Below are 15,390 nucleotides of genomic sequence, written 5' to 3' on the forward strand. Positions count from 1 at the left end.
GATGGGGTCCGCAGTTCCGCATCTTTCCGGCTGATTCTTGAAAAAGCGGCAGGATTTACGAATTTCGCGGTCAAAAATTGAAGGCCGGATAGCCAACCCTTCATTACTATCAGCCGGTGACTGATAATTTTTCTCATTACGAGGGTGGCATCATGACCATATTGCACAGTACGGATTTCTTTAAGGCCGGGATCTCGACGGTGGCTATTGAACCCCGCCTCCCTCAGTCGGCCTTTCCGGAGCATCACCATGATTTCCATGAAATTGTCATCGTGGAGCAGGGCACGGGCATTCACGTCTTCAATGGCCAGCCCTATACCATTGGCGGCGGATCGGTCTGCTTTATTCGCGATCACGACCGGCATCTTTACGAGCACACGGACAATCTGTGTCTGACCAACGTGCTCTATCGCGCGCCGGATGCGTTTCGTTTTCTCGCCGGGGTCAGCCAGCTGCTGCCCCAGGAGCAGGAGGGCAACTACCCGTCGCACTGGCGAGTGAACCAGACGGTCCTGCAGCAGGTGCGGCATATCGTGGCGCAGATGGAGGCCATGGGGAGCGAAACGGATACCCATGCCGTCGCCAGCCGTGAGATCCTGTTTATGCAGCTGCTGGTGCTGCTGCGGAAAAGCAGCCTTGCGGAAGAGGCCACCAACAACGATGCGCGGCTGAATCAGCTGCTGGCCTGGCTGGAAGACCATTTTGCGCAGGAGATCTGCTGGGAGGAGGTGGCGGCGCAGTTTTCGCTGTCGCTGCGTACTCTACACCGCCAGCTGAAGCAGCAGACCGGCCTGACGCCGCAGCGCTATCTCAACCGGGTGCGCCTGATGAAAGCCCGCCACCTGCTGCGCCACAGCGATGAAAGCGTGACTGATATCGCCTATCGCTGCGGATTCGGCGACAGTAACCACTTTTCGACGCTTTTTCGCCGCGAGTTTTCCTGGTCGCCGCGCGATATCCGCCAGGGGCGCGACGCTATTCTTCAGTAACGCGAGAGGAGTCAACGTATTGCGGACCAAAAACGCGAATAATGCGCCGTTATCCGCGTTGGGAGTGTGAGCCGTGGCCGGTCTGATTCTACGTAAAGAGGAGTTTTTCCCTTCCGCCACGCAGGCGGTGGCGGTGGCCGACCGCTACCCGCAAAACGTCTTCGCTGAACACACTCATGAGTTCTGCGAGCTGGTGCTGGTGTGGCGGGGCAACGGGCTGCACGTTCTCAACGACCGTCCCTGGCGCATTACCCGTGGCGATCTGTTCTATATTCGCGCCGAAGATAAACACTCCTATGCTTCCGTTAACGATCTGGTTCTGCAGAACATCATCTATTGCCCGGAGCGGCTGCAGCTCAATTTCGACTGGGCGGGGGCGATCCCTGGCCTCTTCGGCACGCCGTGGAAGCCCCACTGGCGCATGGGCAGCACCGGTATGGCGCAGGCGCGCCAGGTAATTAGCCAGCTTGAGCATGAGTGTTCCCGGCACGATGCGCAGGGGAATGCGATGGCCGAGCTGCTGTTTGCTCAGCTGGCGCTGACCCTCCAGCGCCATCGCTACGCGACGGATAATCTGGCGGCGACGCAGCGCGAAGCGCTGTTGGACAAACTGCTGGCCGCGCTGGCGGCCAGCCTGAGCCGACCCTTTGTCCTGGAGCGTTTCTGCGAGCAGGAGGGCGGCAGCGAGCGGGCGCTACGGCAGCAATTTCGCCAGCAAACCGGCATGACCATCAATCACTATTTACGCCAGCTACGGATCTGCCATGCGCAGTATCTGTTGCAGCATACCGAGCGCTTAATCGGCGATATCGCCATGCAGTGCGGCTTTGAGGACAGTAACTACTTTTCGGTGGTGTTCAGCCGGGAAATCGGCATGTCGCCGGGGCAGTGGCGGCAGCGCAGTCGCGCCGCCGCCTGAAGAGCGTCTTTGTCAGGCAGATGATCCGGTGCTTAACTGGCCATTCCCAGACCGACGATGTTGGCGGCGATGATGATCACCACGCAGCCGAGGCTCAGGACGCTCACCGGACGACGACCGGCGTTGTTCCACTCTTTCAGCACCAGACCCACCAGACCGCCGCACAGTACGTAGAAACTCATGTGCAGCATCCAGCTCATATAGTCATACTGCGCCGGAATGCTGGCGTGGCCCCAGGCATAGAAGAAGAACTGGAGATACCACATCAGGCCGCCGAGGGCGGAAAGCAGTAGGTTGCTGATGATGAGCGGTTTGGCCAGTGAGAAATCGGCTTTGACTGACAGAGTCTTCACTTTCGCCAGACGAATAAAGCAGAAGCCAAGGTTGACCAGCGCCCCGCCGCCCATAATCACCACGTAGCTTGGCAGCGCCGCATATAACGGGTCGACGCCGAGCGCCGCGGCGGCATCATGCATCGGTTTGGCGGCGTTCATCGCGAACGACATCCCTGCCGAGAAGATACCGCACATCACCGCCAGCAGAAGCCCTTTCTTCAGATTGAACTCTTCGGCTTTGATGCCCATTTTGCGCTCTTTCAGCTGGCCCGCGCGGGTGACGATGCCAACGCCAACCACCGCCACCAGCACGCCGAGCAGCGTCATTTGACCGCCCTGGGTGTGCATCAGCACCGAAAACTGACCGTTAATAATCGGCGTCATCAGCGTACCGACAATCAGCGTGATGCCAATGGCGATGCCAATCCCCATCGACATGCCGAGATAGCGCATGGTCAGGCCATAGTTGATATTACCGATGCCCCACATGGCGCCGAACAGAAAGACCGGCAGCAGCGTGGAGGCGTTAAAGGAGCGGTAGTAGGCCCAGAAATCGGGTAACAGGGTGGCGCTGATGGCCCAGGGCAGGATCAGCCAGGAGACGATCCCCCCGACCGACCACATGGTTTCCCACGACCAGTGTTTTACTTTCTTGAACGGGGCATAGAAACAGGCGGCACTGGCGGCCCCTATCAAATGCCAAAAAATACCCATCGTAATCGCGTGGTTCATTGATTTTATCCTCATCTTTTTTTATCGGAGACGGCGGCTTCCGATGCGATGAGTGTAAAAATTAGCCGCTTTGGCCGCCTTCAGGACGTTGCCACAGGATGGCGAACTCTGGCAACCATGGGCTTAATTAGTTGTTCTACATCACAAAACGACGGGTATTTCTTCTGGTTATATCCATATGAAAAATACGGCATTGATAAGCATTTTCAATACCATTTAATTAACTATAATGGACAAACTGCTTACGCGGCGTTAACACTTGAGCCGCTCGACAATAATGGAGATGATTATGAGCTATACCCTGCCATCCCTGCCGTACGCTTACGATGCTCTGGAACCGCACTTCGACAAGCAGACGATGGAGATCCATCACACCAAACACCACCAGACCTACGTGAACAATGCCAACGCCGCGCTGGAAAGCCTGCCGGAGTTCGCTAACCTGTCCGCTGAAGAGCTGATCACCAAGCTGGATCAGCTGCCGGCTGACAAAAAAACCGTACTGCGTAACAACGCCGGCGGCCACGCGAACCACAGCCTGTTCTGGAAAGGCCTGAAAACCGGTACCACCCTGCAGGGCGACCTGAAAGCGGCTATCGAGCGCGATTTCGGCTCTGTGGACAACTTCAAAGCGGAATTCGAAAAAGCCGCTGCGACCCGTTTCGGTTCCGGCTGGGCGTGGCTGGTCCTGAAAGGTGACAAACTGGCCGTTGTCTCCACCGCAAACCAGGATTCCCCGCTGATGGGCGAAGCCATTTCCGGCGCTTCCGGCTTCCCGATCCTGGGTCTGGACGTGTGGGAACACGCTTACTACCTGAAATTCCAGAACCGTCGCCCGGACTACATCAAAGCCTTCTGGGACGTGGTGAACTGGGACGAAGCTGCAGCGCGTTTTGCCGCCAAAAAATAAGGTTGCAATGTGCTAAGAGAGAAGCGAGTCTGATGGCTCGCTTTTTTTATATCGGTAGCAAGGAGAGCAGACATGCATTATCCGGTGAATGTCTTTGTCGGCAAAATCAGGGACTACACGGGCAGTCGTCCCAGCGCGATCGGCAAAATTCAGGTTGACGGCGAGTTGCAGCTCGGCGATCTCGGTCTCGAAGGGGATGAGCAGGCGGAGAAGAAAATACACGGCGGGCCGGACCGCGCGCTGTGTCACTATCCGCGCGAACACTATGCCGACTGGATCCGTGAATTCCCCCAGCAGGCCGATCGGTTCTGCGCCCCGGCGTTCGGCGAAAACCTCTCCACTACCGGCCTCACCGAACAAAACGTCTACATTGGCGATATCTTTCGCTGGGGCGAGGCGCTGATCCAGGTCACCCAGCCGCGCTCTCCGTGCTTCAAGCTCAACTTTCATTTTGCGATCGGTGATATGGCGCAGCTGATGCAAAACAGCGGGAAGACCGGCTGGTTGTACCGGGTGATCGCCGGGGGGCAAGTCTCCAGCGATGCGCCGCTCGAACTGGTCTCTCGCCTGAGCGATGTCAGCGTCCATGAGGCCGGGGCGATTGCCTGGCAGATGCCGTTTGATGACGATCAGTACCACCGCTTATTGTCGGCAGCGGGCCTGTCGGTAAGCTGGAGTCGAACCATGCAGAAGCGCCGTTTAAGCGGCAAGATCGAGGATAATTCGCGGCGATTGTGGGGGAAATAATTCCCCCATATTGGCGCTTTCCGCAGCGTCTCCCGGGTAGCGGCGCAAGCGCCTTACCCGGGCGACCTGACCGTTCCTGGCGGTAACCCGGCGCAGCGCAGGCCGGGTCAGCGTCAGGTCCGCTTATACAGCGGCAGCCAGAGGGTTAAGCGCAGACCGCCCAGCGGGCTGTCGTCGGCCTTCACCCAGCCACGGTGCTGCTGAATAGCGGTTTCGACAATCGCCAGCCCCAGGCCGGTGCCGCCGGACTCGCGGTCGCGCGCCTCGTCGGTCCGGTAGAATGGCCGGAAAATCTGCTCGCGATCCTCCGGGCTGACTCCCGGGCCGTCGTCATCGACGTTAACCGTAATCCCGTCTTTATCCACTGAGAAGCTGACGGAAATCTTCGTGTGCGAGTAGCGCAGGGCGTTGCGGACGATATTCTCCAGCGCGCTTTCCAGCGCATTGGGGTTACCGTACAGCGGCCACGGACCCGGCGGATACTCAACGGTGAACGATTTACCCATCTGCTCGGCTTCAAACGCCGCGTTGTCCAGCACTTCGCCCCACAGCTGATTGGCTTTGACCGTCTCGCTCACCAGGGCGTTTTTCGCCTGATTGCGCGACATCACCAGCAGGTCGTTGATCATGCTGTCCAGCCGGTGCGCTTCAGTTTCGATACGCTCCAGCTCTTTGCTCTCACCGCTGCGGCGGCGCAGCAGGGCGGTACCCAGCTGCAGGCGCGTGAGCGGCGTGCGCAGCTCGTGCGAGATATCGGACAGCAGCCGTTGCTGGCTGGTCATCATCCGCTCCAGGGCCGTCACCATCTGGTTAAAGCTGGCGCCGGCGGCTAAAAACTCCTGCGGTCCGGCTTCCAGCTCCGGATGCTGCCGCAGGTTGCCCTGGGCGACCTCGTCAGCGGCATTTTTCAGCTTACGCGCCGGTTTCGCCAGGCTCCACGCCAGCCACAGCAGCAGCGGGGCGCTAACCAGCATTGTGACGATCAGCAGCAGCAGCGGCCGGTCAAACAGCAGGTTGATAAAGTCGGATTGTGAGGTGCTGGCGGGACGGATCAGATACAGCTGATAGTTATCCTCCCCATCCCTGACGGAGAACGGGCCCACCATTTCCAGGCGGCCATAGCGTTTTTTCTGCGGATGATCGGCGTTATCGGCCTGGCCGATAAAGTTGCGAATGATCTGCATCTCGTTGCGTTCTGCGCCGATCACGCGGCCTTCGCTGGTGACCAGCAGCAGGCGCTGACCCGGAGGCGCCCATTTATCGATGGCGCGAAACAGACGACGCCACCACATCAGGTCGTTTGGCGGATCGTTGGCCAGCTCGGCCTCGACGTGCTGCTCGATCATGATGCCTTGACGCTGCTCGCTTTCCAGCAGCTCGGTCATCTGCCGGGAGTCCAGTTTGGGCAGCATCAGCACCAGCATCAACACCAGCGCCAGCGTGAGCCAGAAGATGGCGAAGATGCGTGCAGTCAAACTTCCAATCATGAAGCAGAAACCATCAGATACCCGCGGCCACGCAGCGTTTTAAACCACGGATGGCCATCTTTGCGCTCCGGCAGCTTACGCCGCAGGTTGGAAATATGCATATCGATGGCGCGGTCGAACGGCGTCAGGCGCTTGCCTAACACTTCCTGGCTTAAATGTTCGCGTGACACCACCTGGCCGAGATGCTGCGCTAACAGATAGAGCAGGGTGAACTCGGTGCCGGTGAGCTCCAGCGTCTGGCCATCGAAATTGGCTTCCTGACGGCCCGGATTGAGGCTTAAGGCATCCACTTCCAGGGTCGGCGAGCCGGCTTCGGTCGTCTGCTGCTGTTCGCTCCAGTGGGAACGGCGCAGAATCGCGCGTATACGCGCCACCAGTTCGCGATCGTTGAACGGCTTAGGCAAATAGTCATCTGCGCCCAGCTCGAGGCCGAGAACGCGATCCAGCTCGCTCCCGCGCGCTGTTAGCATGATAACCGGAGTCTGGTGTGTCTGACGCAGCTCTTTAAGCGTATCGATACCGTTTTTCTTCGGCATCATTACGTCGAGCAGCAATAAATCAATGCTGTCGTCCAGAAGGGCCAGCGCCTGTTCCCCATCATGGGCCACCAGCACGTTAAAACCTTCCATATCGAGCAGCTCTTTTAACAGGGAGGTGAGCTCCCGGTCATCATCAACTAACAGGATTTTATTCATTGTTTAAATACCTCCGAGGCAGAAATTACGTCATCAAGGCCCGCTAATCCATGACTTTACGTTGTTTTACACCCCCTGACGCATGTTTGCAGCCTGAATCGTAGACTGTCTCTCGTTGAATCGCGACACAAACGTTTTGGGAGTATGTGATGCGCAATGTTATCGCTGCCGTCATGGCCTCAACGCTGGCGCTAAGTGCATATAGCCAGGCCGCTGAAGTCGTTACCAGCGTTAACTGGCTCCCCGGAGACGAAGGGGGACAGCGCGGTAGCCAGAGCCATATGTTTGACGGCATAAGTTTAACCGAGCAGCAACGTCAGCAGTTACGGGATCTTATGCAACGGGCACGCCACGACAGGCTCCCCGTTAATGTTAGCGAAATGGAGACAATGCATCGCCTTGTCACCGCAGAAAATTTTGATGAAAACGCTGTGCGCGCTCAGGCAGAAAAGATGGCGCAGGAACAGGTTGCTCGCCAGGTCGAGATGGCTAAGGTCCGCAACCAGATGTACCACCTGCTTACGCCAGAGCAGCAAGCGGTTTTAAATGCTAAGCACCAGCAACGTATGGATCAGTTGCGTGAGGTTGCAAGGACGCAGAAAGGCTCAGCGATGATGCTTTCGAGTAGTAGCAACACCCTGCAACCCCAGTAACAAACCCTGTTTTCCTTGCCATAGACACCATCCCTGTCTTCCCCCACATGATGTGGGGGTTTTTTTTGTCCTTTTTTCGGCAAATCAACTTCTTCGCCTGTCCCGTGAGCGTCACCAGTTCAGGTTATACTAAGCGCAGTGCAGGAGAAGGAGCCTATATGAATCAATCTTATGGCCGGTTGGTCAGCCGCGCCGCTATCGCTGCGACGGCGATGGCCTCCGCGTTACTTTTGATCAAAATTTTTGCGTGGTGGTATACCGGTTCAGTCAGTATTCTGGCCGCGCTGGTGGATTCGCTGGTGGATATTGCCGCCTCGCTGACCAACCTGCTGGTGGTGCGCTATTCGCTGCAGCCTGCTGATGAAGAACATACCTTTGGCCACGGCAAAGCGGAGTCGCTGGCGGCGCTGGCGCAAAGCATGTTTATCTCCGGTTCGGCGCTGTTTCTGTTTCTTACCGGTATTCAGCACCTGGTGCGTCCGGAGCCGCTACAGGCCGCCGGCGTCGGGGTTGTCGTCACGTTGATTGCCCTGTTCAGCACGCTGGCGCTGGTGACCTTCCAGCGCTGGGTGGTGCGAAAAACCCAAAGCCAGGCGGTGCGGGCGGATATGCTTCATTATCAGTCTGATGTTATGATGAACGGCGCCATTCTGGTGGCGCTGGGCCTCTCCTGGTACGGCTGGCATCGCGCCGATGCGTTGTTTGCCTTAGGAATTGGCATCTATATTTTATATAGCGCGCTGCGGATGGGCTATGAGGCGGTTCAGTCGTTACTCGACCGCGCTTTGCCTGACGAGGAGCGTCAGGACATTATCACCATCGTGACCGCATGGCCCGGCATCCGCGGGGCGCACGATCTACGAACGCGGCAGTCAGGGCCGACCCGCTTTATTCAGATTCATTTGGAAATGGAAGATAACCTCCCGCTGGTGCAAGCCCACGTGATTGCAGACCAGGTGGAGCAGGCGATTCTGCGCCGTTTCCCGGGTTCCGATGTCATTATCCATCAGGATCCCAGTTCTGTGGTGCCGGCGGCGCAGCAGGGCTTTTTTGAGCGTTAGGTTATAGTCTGTAAACTCGATGTAAAAATGTGGGTCAGCTCGGCATTTTTTGTATAAATTACCGCCGTTTGGTCTGACCTGAATCAATTCAGCTTGAGGCGTTTGATATACTATTGTCATTAGCGTCGTGCACTCCTGGTGAGGGAGCGCTTCAGGCAACAGAATTATTTTTTGCTTCCTAAGTTCAGAGGTAGTCATGATTAAGAAAATCGGTGTGTTGACAAGTGGCGGTGATGCGCCGGGCATGAACGCAGCAATTCGTGGCGTTGTGCGCGCGGCATTAACGGAAGGTCTGGAAGTTTTTGGAATCTATGACGGTTACCTCGGCTTGTACGAAGACCGTATGGTTCAGCTCGACCGTTACAGCGTTTCCGACATGATCAACCGCGGCGGCACCTTCCTGGGCTCCGCTCGCTTCCCGGAATTCCGCGAAGAACACATCCGCGCAGTGGCTATCGAAAACATGAAGAAGCGTGGCCTGGACGCGCTGGTGGTTATCGGTGGTGACGGGTCCTATATGGGGGCGATGCGCCTGACCGAGATGGGCTTCCCGTGCATCGGCCTGCCGGGCACCATCGACAACGATATCAAAGGCACTGACTACACCATCGGCTTCTTCACCGCTCTGAGCACCGTGGTGGAAGCGATTGACCGTCTGCGCGACACCTCCTCTTCGCACCAGCGTATCTCCGTGGTGGAAGTGATGGGCCGTTACTGTGGCGACCTGACTCTGGCGGCGGCGATTGCCGGCGGCTGTGAGTTCATCATGGTGCCGGAAGTGGAATATACCCGTGACGATCTGGTAGCGGAAATCAAAGCCGGCATCGCAAAAGGGAAGAAACACGCTATCGTGGCGATCACCGAGCACATGTGCGACGTTGACGAGCTGGCAAGCTACATCGAGAAAGAGACCGGCCGTGAAACCCGCGCTACCGTCCTCGGCCACATTCAGCGCGGCGGTTCCCCGGTTCCTTACGACCGTATCCTGGCTTCCCGCATGGGCGCCTATGCGATTGAGCTGCTGCTGCAGGGCCATGGCGGCCGTTGCGTCGGCATCCAGAACGAGAAGCTGGTGCACCACGACATCATCGATGCCATCGAGAACATGAAGCGTCCGTTCAAGAACGACTGGCTGGATTGCGCGAAGAAACTGTACTAAGTTACGCGCCGGATAAACAAAAGGCCTTCTCATGGAGAAGGCCTTTTTTATGGCGCAAGGTTTATTCGATATCCAGCGGGTCTTCCGACAGAATCATCCCGGTGTTATCGGCATACAGATGGTCGCCGCTGAAGAAGGTCACGCCGCCGAAATTGACGCGCACGTCGCTTTCGCCGATGCCTTCGCCAGCCGCGCCGACCGGAATAGCCGCCAGCGCCTGGATGCCGATATCCAGTTCCTCAAGGTCGTCAACCTGGCGCACCGCGCCATAGACCACCAACCCTTCCCATTCATTCTGTACGGCCAGACGCGCCAGGTCAGCGTCAATTAACGCGCGTCGTACTGAGCCGCCGCCGTCGATCAGGAGAATATGACCACGGCCATTCTGCTCGAGCAGATCGTAGAGCAACCCGTTATCCTCGAAACATTTTACCGTAATGATCTGTCCACCAAACGACGACCGTCCTCCAAAGTTAGAGAACAGCGGTTCCACGACGTTGACATCTTCCTGGTAGATGTCACAAAGCTCGGAAGTATCGTATTTCATAGGCTTAACGTTCAGTTGCTGCGAGAGTTTTTAGTATATCCCGCGAATCGCATTGTTGGCAAAATCATCAATTGTTAATTGATATTTGTCAGTTAAGCCGCCAGCTTACTGGCAATAATCCCGATAACAAACAGCAGGTTGGTCAGCAAAGCCCCTTTGACCGTCTTTTCGAGCATCGGCCGCATCGCCAGCGGATCGGATTCGCGCAGGACGTAACGCGCCTGTTTGACCAGCAGCGGCGTGGCGAGAATAAACAGCCAGCCCCAGGCAGAATGCAGCGCCAGCAGGTTAAACAGCGCCAGACACAGCAGGGCGCCGAGCAGCAGGCAGGCATGATAGCGGCGGGCATTGACCGGCCCCAGGCGCACGGCGAGGGTGTTCTTCCCGTTCTGCCGGTCGCTGTCGATATCACGCAGGTTATTGATGTTCAGTACGGCGGTCGCCAGCAGACCGCAGGCCGTTGCCGGCAGAAAAATGGCCGCTTCCACATTGTGGGCTTGCAGATACCAGCTGCCGAGGACGCTCAGCCAGCCGAAGAAAACGAGTACCGAAATATCACCGAGGCCAATATAACCATACGGGCGGGTGCCCACTGTGTAGGTGATGGCGGCCACGATCGACAGGCCACCCAGCGCGAGGAAACCGATGAAATCGCCGACGCTCTGCCAGGCGACGCACAGTAGCGCCAGACCAAACAGACAGATCAGCGCGACGGTGACAATCAAGGCGCGCTTCATCTGCTGGGGGGTAATCACCCCTTTCTGCATCCCGCGCAGCGGCCCGATGCGGTCCGGTTTATCGCTCCCCTTGACCGCGTCGCCGTAGTCATTGGCGAGGTTGGAAAGAATTTGCAGCAAGCCGGCGGTGATCAGCGCCAGCAGGGCGACCCAGGGATCAAAATGCCCCTGCTCCCAGGCAAGGACGGTGCCAACAATAATCGCGGCAAACGCCAGCGGTAACGTTTTAGGACGCAGGCTTTCCAGCCACGCCTGAGAACGGCTGATATCAGTCATAGTTATTTTAGCCAATAAAAATGGGGGCGATAGCCCCCATCAACAGTGATGAAAATGCATTGCACCGGATTATAGGATAAAACGGCTCAGATCTTCATCTGCCACCAGAACATCCAGGTGCTTACTCACATATTCGGCATCGATAGTGACGGTCTGGCCGTTCATCTCGCTGGCATCATAGGAGATATCTTCCACCAGGCGCTCCAGCACGGTGTGCAGACGGCGCGCGCCGATGTTCTCGGTGGTTTCGTTTACCTGCCATGCGGCCTGAGCGATACGCTTGATACCGTCTTCGGTGAATTCGATATTCACCCCTTCGGTCGCCATCAGCGCCTTGTACTGCACGGTGATGGAGGCGTTCGGTTCGGTCAGGATGCGCTCGAAGTCATGGGTGGTCAGCGCCTTCAGCTCAACGCGGATCGGCAGACGCCCCTGCAGTTCCGGGATCAGATCGGACGGGCTGGCCACCTGGAACGCGCCGGAGGCGATAAACAGGATGTGGTCGGTCTTGACCATCCCGTGCTTGGTGGAGACGGTGCAGCCTTCCACCAGCGGCAGCAGGTCGCGCTGTACGCCTTCACGGGAGACGTCCGGGCCGGAGGTGTTGCCGCCGCGCTTACAGATTTTGTCGATTTCGTCGATAAAGACGATACCGTGCTGCTCAACAGCGTCGATGGCTTCCTGCTTCAGCTCTTCCGGATTGACCAGTTTGGCCGCTTCTTCTTCAATCAGCAGCTTCATCGCGTCTTTGATTTTCAGCTTACGCGGTTTCTGCTTCTGGCCGCCAAGGTTCTGGAACATGGACTGCAGCTGGCTGGTCATCTCTTCCATGCCCGGAGGGGACATGATTTCAACGCCCATTGGCGCCGCAGCGAGATCGATTTCAATCTCTTTATCGTCCAGCTGGCCTTCGCGCAGTTTCTTACGGAACGCCTGGCGCGCCGCAGACGGTTCCTGCGACGGCTCAGTCTGGCCCCAGTTGTTCTTCGCCGGTGGGATCAGCACGTCAAGCACGCGCTCTTCCGCCAGCTCTTCCGCGCGGTAACGGTTCTTATCGATGGACTGCATACGAACCATTTTGATCGCCGCATCGGTCAGATCGCGGATGATAGAGTCCACTTCTTTACCGACATAGCCCACTTCGGTGAACTTCGTCGCTTCAACTTTAATAAACGGCGCGTTGGCCAGTTTCGCCAGACGACGAGCGATTTCGGTTTTACCGACGCCGGTTGGGCCGATCATCAGAATGTTTTTCGGCGTGACTTCATGACGCAGCTCTTCGTTAAGCTGCATCCGGCGCCAGCGGTTACGCAGGGCGATAGCAACAGAACGCTTGGCGGCGTCCTGGCCGATAATGTGTTTGTCCAGTTCGCTGACAATTTCGCGTGGGGTCATTTCAGACATGGGAGATCCTTACGCTTTAGAAGGTAATTCTTCGATGGTGTGGAAATGGTTGGTATAGATGCAGATATCACCTGCAATATCCAACGCTTTCTCGGCGATATCGCGCGCGCCCATATCGGTGTTTTCCAGCAGCGCGCGGGCCGCGGCCTGGGCGTAAGGACCGCCGGAGCCGATAGCAATCAAATCGTTTTCCGGCTGTACCACGTCACCGTTACCGGTGATGATAAGCGACGCGTTTTCGTCCGCGACGGCCAGCAGCGCTTCCAGCTTGCGCAACATCCGATCGGTTCGCCAGTCTTTAGCCAGCTCAACGGCGGCCTTCACCAGATGGCCCTGGTGCATTTCCAGTTTGCGTTCAAACAGTTCGAACAGCGTGAAGGCGTCGGCGGTGCCGCCAGCGAAACCGGCAATCACTTTGTCGTTGTACAGACGACGCACTTTTTTCACGTTGCCCTTCATTACGGTGTTGCCCAGCGTGGCCTGGCCATCACCGGCAATAACAACATGGCCGTTACGGCGAACACTTACAATTGTAGTCACGAGCAGACCCCTTGGTTGCAAAAGCGGAACAGGGGCCCCGCGCTTTCCGCGGGGCCGAATGCAATTATAGATGGGGGGGATTTTGAGGGTTTCAACCCCTGGCGGCGAGACGAATGCAGTTTGCGTGTCCAGCCATCTTCAGGCGGGTGATCATCTCGTTGGCGCTTTCTTTGCCTTTCAGCGGGCCAATGACCACGCGGTTCCAGCCGTTGTTGGTGGTGATGTGCGAAGCAAACCCTTCGAAAGCCAGCTGAGCGCGGACGGTTTCGGCCTGCTCGGCGCCTTTAAAGGAGCCGCACTGGATCATCCAGCTACGATCGTCTTTTTTCTCGGCGGTCGTTTTCGGCGCTTCCTCCACTCGAGTCACCGGCGCTGCGGCCTGCGCGCGCGGCTGCGTAGTCGTAGTGTGCGCCGGCGTCTGCAGCAGATCCTGGTACGGCTGCTGGTTTGACGCGGTCTGCTTCGGCTGTTGCTGCTGGACCGGCTTCGGCTGCTGAACGCGCGGCTGCTGCGCGGTCTGCGGCTGAGTTTGCGCCCACTGTTGCTGTTGCGCCTGCTGCTGTTGCTGCGCTAAACGCTGACGCTGCAGCGTCTGCTGGCGCTGGGCCGGCGTTTGTTCGTTCCACGGCACTTCGGTCAGCTGAGTCGGCTGTTGACGCATATCGGCCTGCATCTGGGCCAGCAGCTGACGCTGTTCGTCGGTCAGTTGCTCCGGTTTCATCACTTCGCCGCCGGCGGTCGGTTCGGTCGGCGCGCGAACGCCCGGCTGGCGGCTTTCCAGCTCTTTAATATAGCGCCAGCGCTCTTCCGGTTTTGGCGGCAAGCCGTTGCCGGCGGCCTGGCGATTTTGCATCGCTTCCGCTTCTTCTTTCTTATGGTGCGTAATGAAATAGAGTCCACCGATAAAGGCCACCAGCACAGCCGCCGCGATCGCCACCATAGCCGGTGAAATTGCCGGGAGGCTGCTTTGCTTATTCCTTGAGCTTCGGGTAGTGCTCTTTTTGCGCCGCGAAGAAGCCGGTTGGCTGCGGCGTACATAATCTCGTTGTGCCACTATCGTTTCGCTGTCTTATATTCGTTCGTCAGCCCGCCATGTTACTTAAGCGGCGGGCCTTTGACCAGAAGAGCAGGCCCGAAAGCCTGATGGTTATCGTCTGATTTTTTGCGTACTGCCGCGAACAATCAGTTCGCAATCGAGCAGGCGCGAGCCGCTGTTCACGTTATGACCCTGCATTTGCTCAAGTAATAGCAGCATTCCTTCACGGCCGATATCAAAACGCGGCTGTGACACGGTGGTCAATGGCGGATCGCAAAATTCAGACAACGCGATGTTATCGAAGCCGACGATCGACAGGTCGTCCGGCACTTTCAGACCGCGGCGTTTCGCCAGCGATAAGGCGCCCAGCGCCATCACATCGCTATGGCAAAAGACCGCGGTGGGCGGTACCGGCTGCGACAGCAGCTGCTCCAGCGCATTGGCGCCAGCTTCGAAGGTAAAGTTGCCGCGAGCGATATAGTGCGGGTCAACGGTGATACCGCTGCGGCGCAGCGCCTGCACGTAACCCTGCAGGCGATAATGGCACAGCGGCATATCTTCCGGGCCGGCGATGCAGCCGATACGCTGGTGTCCCAGCTCGTGAAGATAGTTTACCGCGTTAAAAGCCGCCGTCAGGTTATCGATGTGGACGGTGGGCAGCTCCAGCTCCGGCGCGAACTCGTTCGACATGACCATCGGCGGCAAATTGCGCTGCTCTTCCACGCTGGCGTCAAACGGCAGGCGCGAGCTGAGCAGCACCATGCCGTCAATCTGCTTGGTGATGATAAGGTCGATAAAGGTTTTTTCTTTCTGATTCTGGTGGGCGCAATCGCCGATTAACACCAGATATCCGTGCTCGGCGGCAGTGACTTCAATACCGCGGATCACTTCGCTAAAAAAGGGATCGCAGATATCCGGGACGATCACGAGGATCGTCCGCGATTCGTTGCGCTTCATATTGCGTCCGAGCGACTGCGGTAAATAGCCGACTTCCAGCGCCGCCTGCTCGACCCGGTTACGGGTGGCTTGCGACACCTTATCAGGGTTCATCAACGCTCGGGACACGGTTGCCGTGGAAACGTTTGCCTTTAAGGCGACGTCTTTCATGGTGGCGGCAACCACTTGTTTTTTGGGCTTCACCTGGTTTCTCCTCGCTGAATGGC

Annotated in this window: 16 protein-coding genes; 7 read left to right on the forward strand and 9 right to left on the reverse strand. The window is 57.6% G+C overall.

Features of this window, described 5'->3' with window-relative positions:
- Positions 1–152 precede the first annotated feature (152 nt).
- Positions 153–989, forward strand: a complete 837-nt coding sequence (gene rhaS / locus K5R89_RS17895; protein ID WP_004203665.1) for an HTH-type transcriptional activator RhaS — start codon at positions 153–155, stop codon at positions 987–989.
- 73 nt (positions 990–1,062) lie between these two features.
- A complete protein-coding gene (gene rhaR, locus K5R89_RS17900) occupies positions 1,063–1,908 on the forward strand; it encodes an HTH-type transcriptional activator RhaR (protein WP_004203666.1) in 846 nt (281 codons plus the stop codon).
- Between the two features lie 32 nt (positions 1,909–1,940).
- On the opposite strand, the gene rhaT is transcribed toward rhaR, so the two are convergent.
- A complete protein-coding gene (rhaT, locus tag K5R89_RS17905) occupies positions 1,941–2,975 on the reverse strand; it encodes an L-rhamnose/proton symporter RhaT (RefSeq protein ID WP_023291524.1) in 1,035 nt (344 codons plus the stop codon).
- Positions 2,976–3,264: 289 nt separating this feature from the next.
- On the opposite strand from rhaT, the gene sodA reads away from it, so the two are divergent.
- Both sodA and yiiM read left to right on the forward strand, forming a co-directional pair.
- Entirely contained in the window at positions 3,265–3,885 is a 621-nt protein-coding gene (gene sodA, locus K5R89_RS17910; RefSeq protein WP_004203668.1) for a superoxide dismutase [Mn], read from the forward strand.
- A 72-nt stretch (positions 3,886–3,957) separates the two neighbouring features.
- Entirely contained in the window at positions 3,958–4,632 is a 675-nt protein-coding gene (gene yiiM, locus K5R89_RS17915; RefSeq protein WP_044520917.1) for a 6-hydroxyaminopurine reductase, read from the forward strand.
- 113 nt (positions 4,633–4,745) lie between these two features.
- Here yiiM and cpxA read toward each other — a convergent pair whose 3' ends face one another.
- On the reverse strand, positions 4,746–6,119 hold the full coding sequence (cpxA, locus tag K5R89_RS17920) for an envelope stress sensor histidine kinase CpxA (RefSeq protein ID WP_008807874.1): 1,374 nt from the start codon (positions 6,117–6,119) through the stop codon (positions 4,746–4,748).
- Positions 6,116–6,814, reverse strand: coding sequence for an envelope stress response regulator transcription factor CpxR (gene cpxR / locus K5R89_RS17925; protein ID WP_004203671.1), 699 nt, complete (start codon positions 6,812–6,814; stop codon positions 6,116–6,118). Before cpxR ends, cpxA begins: the two co-directional genes overlap by 4 nt.
- A 149-nt stretch (positions 6,815–6,963) precedes the next feature.
- On the opposite strand from cpxR, the gene cpxP reads away from it, so the two are divergent.
- The 3 genes from cpxP (at position 6,964) to pfkA (ending at position 9,687) form a co-directional block, all read left to right on the forward strand.
- Positions 6,964–7,467 (forward strand): cell-envelope stress modulator CpxP, encoded by a 504-nt coding sequence (gene cpxP / locus K5R89_RS17930; protein ID WP_023291526.1) that lies wholly within the window; start codon positions 6,964–6,966, stop codon positions 7,465–7,467.
- Between the two features lie 158 nt (positions 7,468–7,625).
- Positions 7,626–8,528 (forward strand): CDF family cation-efflux transporter FieF, encoded by a 903-nt coding sequence (gene fieF / locus K5R89_RS17935; RefSeq protein ID WP_008807873.1) that lies wholly within the window; start codon positions 7,626–7,628, stop codon positions 8,526–8,528.
- Positions 8,529–8,724: 196 nt separating this feature from the next.
- Positions 8,725–9,687, forward strand: coding sequence for a 6-phosphofructokinase (gene pfkA / locus K5R89_RS17940; RefSeq protein WP_002882911.1), 963 nt, complete (start codon positions 8,725–8,727; stop codon positions 9,685–9,687).
- A 61-nt stretch (positions 9,688–9,748) separates the two neighbouring features.
- Here the strand turns inward: pfkA and rraA are convergent, their stop codons facing one another.
- The 6 genes from rraA to cytR form a co-directional block, all read right to left on the reverse strand.
- Entirely contained in the window at positions 9,749–10,234 is a 486-nt protein-coding gene (rraA, locus tag K5R89_RS17945; RefSeq protein ID WP_002882913.1) for a ribonuclease E activity regulator RraA, read from the reverse strand.
- A 92-nt stretch (positions 10,235–10,326) separates the two neighbouring features.
- A complete protein-coding gene (gene menA / locus K5R89_RS17950; protein WP_004203673.1) occupies positions 10,327–11,247 on the reverse strand; it encodes a 1,4-dihydroxy-2-naphthoate polyprenyltransferase in 921 nt (306 codons plus the stop codon).
- Positions 11,248–11,316: 69 nt separating this feature from the next.
- Positions 11,317–12,651 (reverse strand): HslU--HslV peptidase ATPase subunit, encoded by a 1,335-nt coding sequence (gene hslU, locus K5R89_RS17955; protein WP_002882917.1) that lies wholly within the window; start codon positions 12,649–12,651, stop codon positions 11,317–11,319.
- Between the two features lie 9 nt (positions 12,652–12,660).
- Positions 12,661–13,191: an ATP-dependent protease subunit HslV gene (gene hslV / locus K5R89_RS17960; protein ID WP_002882918.1), complete on the reverse strand. Its 531-nt coding sequence runs from the start codon at positions 13,189–13,191 to the stop codon at positions 12,661–12,663.
- 91 nt (positions 13,192–13,282) lie between these two features.
- Positions 13,283–14,245: a cell division protein FtsN gene (ftsN, locus tag K5R89_RS17965; protein WP_087826990.1), complete on the reverse strand. Its 963-nt coding sequence runs from the start codon at positions 14,243–14,245 to the stop codon at positions 13,283–13,285.
- Positions 14,246–14,338: 93 nt separating this feature from the next.
- On the reverse strand, positions 14,339–15,367 hold the full coding sequence (cytR, locus tag K5R89_RS17970; RefSeq protein ID WP_004203676.1) for a DNA-binding transcriptional regulator CytR: 1,029 nt from the start codon (positions 15,365–15,367) through the stop codon (positions 14,339–14,341).
- Positions 15,368–15,390: the final 23 nt, after the last annotated feature.

The organism is Klebsiella sp. TF21-TM, from assembly GCF_019753495.1.
GTDB lineage: Bacteria > Pseudomonadota > Gammaproteobacteria > Enterobacterales > Enterobacteriaceae > Klebsiella > Klebsiella quasipneumoniae.

Coding starts and splice junctions, on each gene's coding strand:
- yiiM (WP_044520917.1), top strand. CDS start 3,958: ATGCATTATCCGGTGAATGTCTTTGTCGGCAAAATCAGGGACTACACG.
- rhaT (WP_023291524.1), bottom strand. CDS start 2,975: ATGAACCACGCGATTACGATGGGTATTTTTTGGCATTTGATAGGGGCC.
- cpxA (WP_008807874.1), bottom strand. CDS start 6,119: ATGATTGGAAGTTTGACTGCACGCATCTTCGCCATCTTCTGGCTCACG.
- rraA (WP_002882913.1), bottom strand. CDS start 10,234: ATGAAATACGATACTTCCGAGCTTTGTGACATCTACCAGGAAGATGTC.
- menA (WP_004203673.1), bottom strand. CDS start 11,247: ATGACTGATATCAGCCGTTCTCAGGCGTGGCTGGAAAGCCTGCGTCCT.
- cpxR (WP_004203671.1), bottom strand. CDS start 6,814: ATGAATAAAATCCTGTTAGTTGATGATGACCGGGAGCTCACCTCCCTG.
- cpxP (WP_023291526.1), top strand. CDS start 6,964: ATGCGCAATGTTATCGCTGCCGTCATGGCCTCAACGCTGGCGCTAAGT.
- fieF (WP_008807873.1), top strand. CDS start 7,626: ATGAATCAATCTTATGGCCGGTTGGTCAGCCGCGCCGCTATCGCTGCG.
- hslU (WP_002882917.1), bottom strand. CDS start 12,651: ATGTCTGAAATGACCCCACGCGAAATTGTCAGCGAACTGGACAAACAC.
- rhaS (WP_004203665.1), top strand. CDS start 153: ATGACCATATTGCACAGTACGGATTTCTTTAAGGCCGGGATCTCGACG.
- pfkA (WP_002882911.1), top strand. CDS start 8,725: ATGATTAAGAAAATCGGTGTGTTGACAAGTGGCGGTGATGCGCCGGGC.
- sodA (WP_004203668.1), top strand. CDS start 3,265: ATGAGCTATACCCTGCCATCCCTGCCGTACGCTTACGATGCTCTGGAA.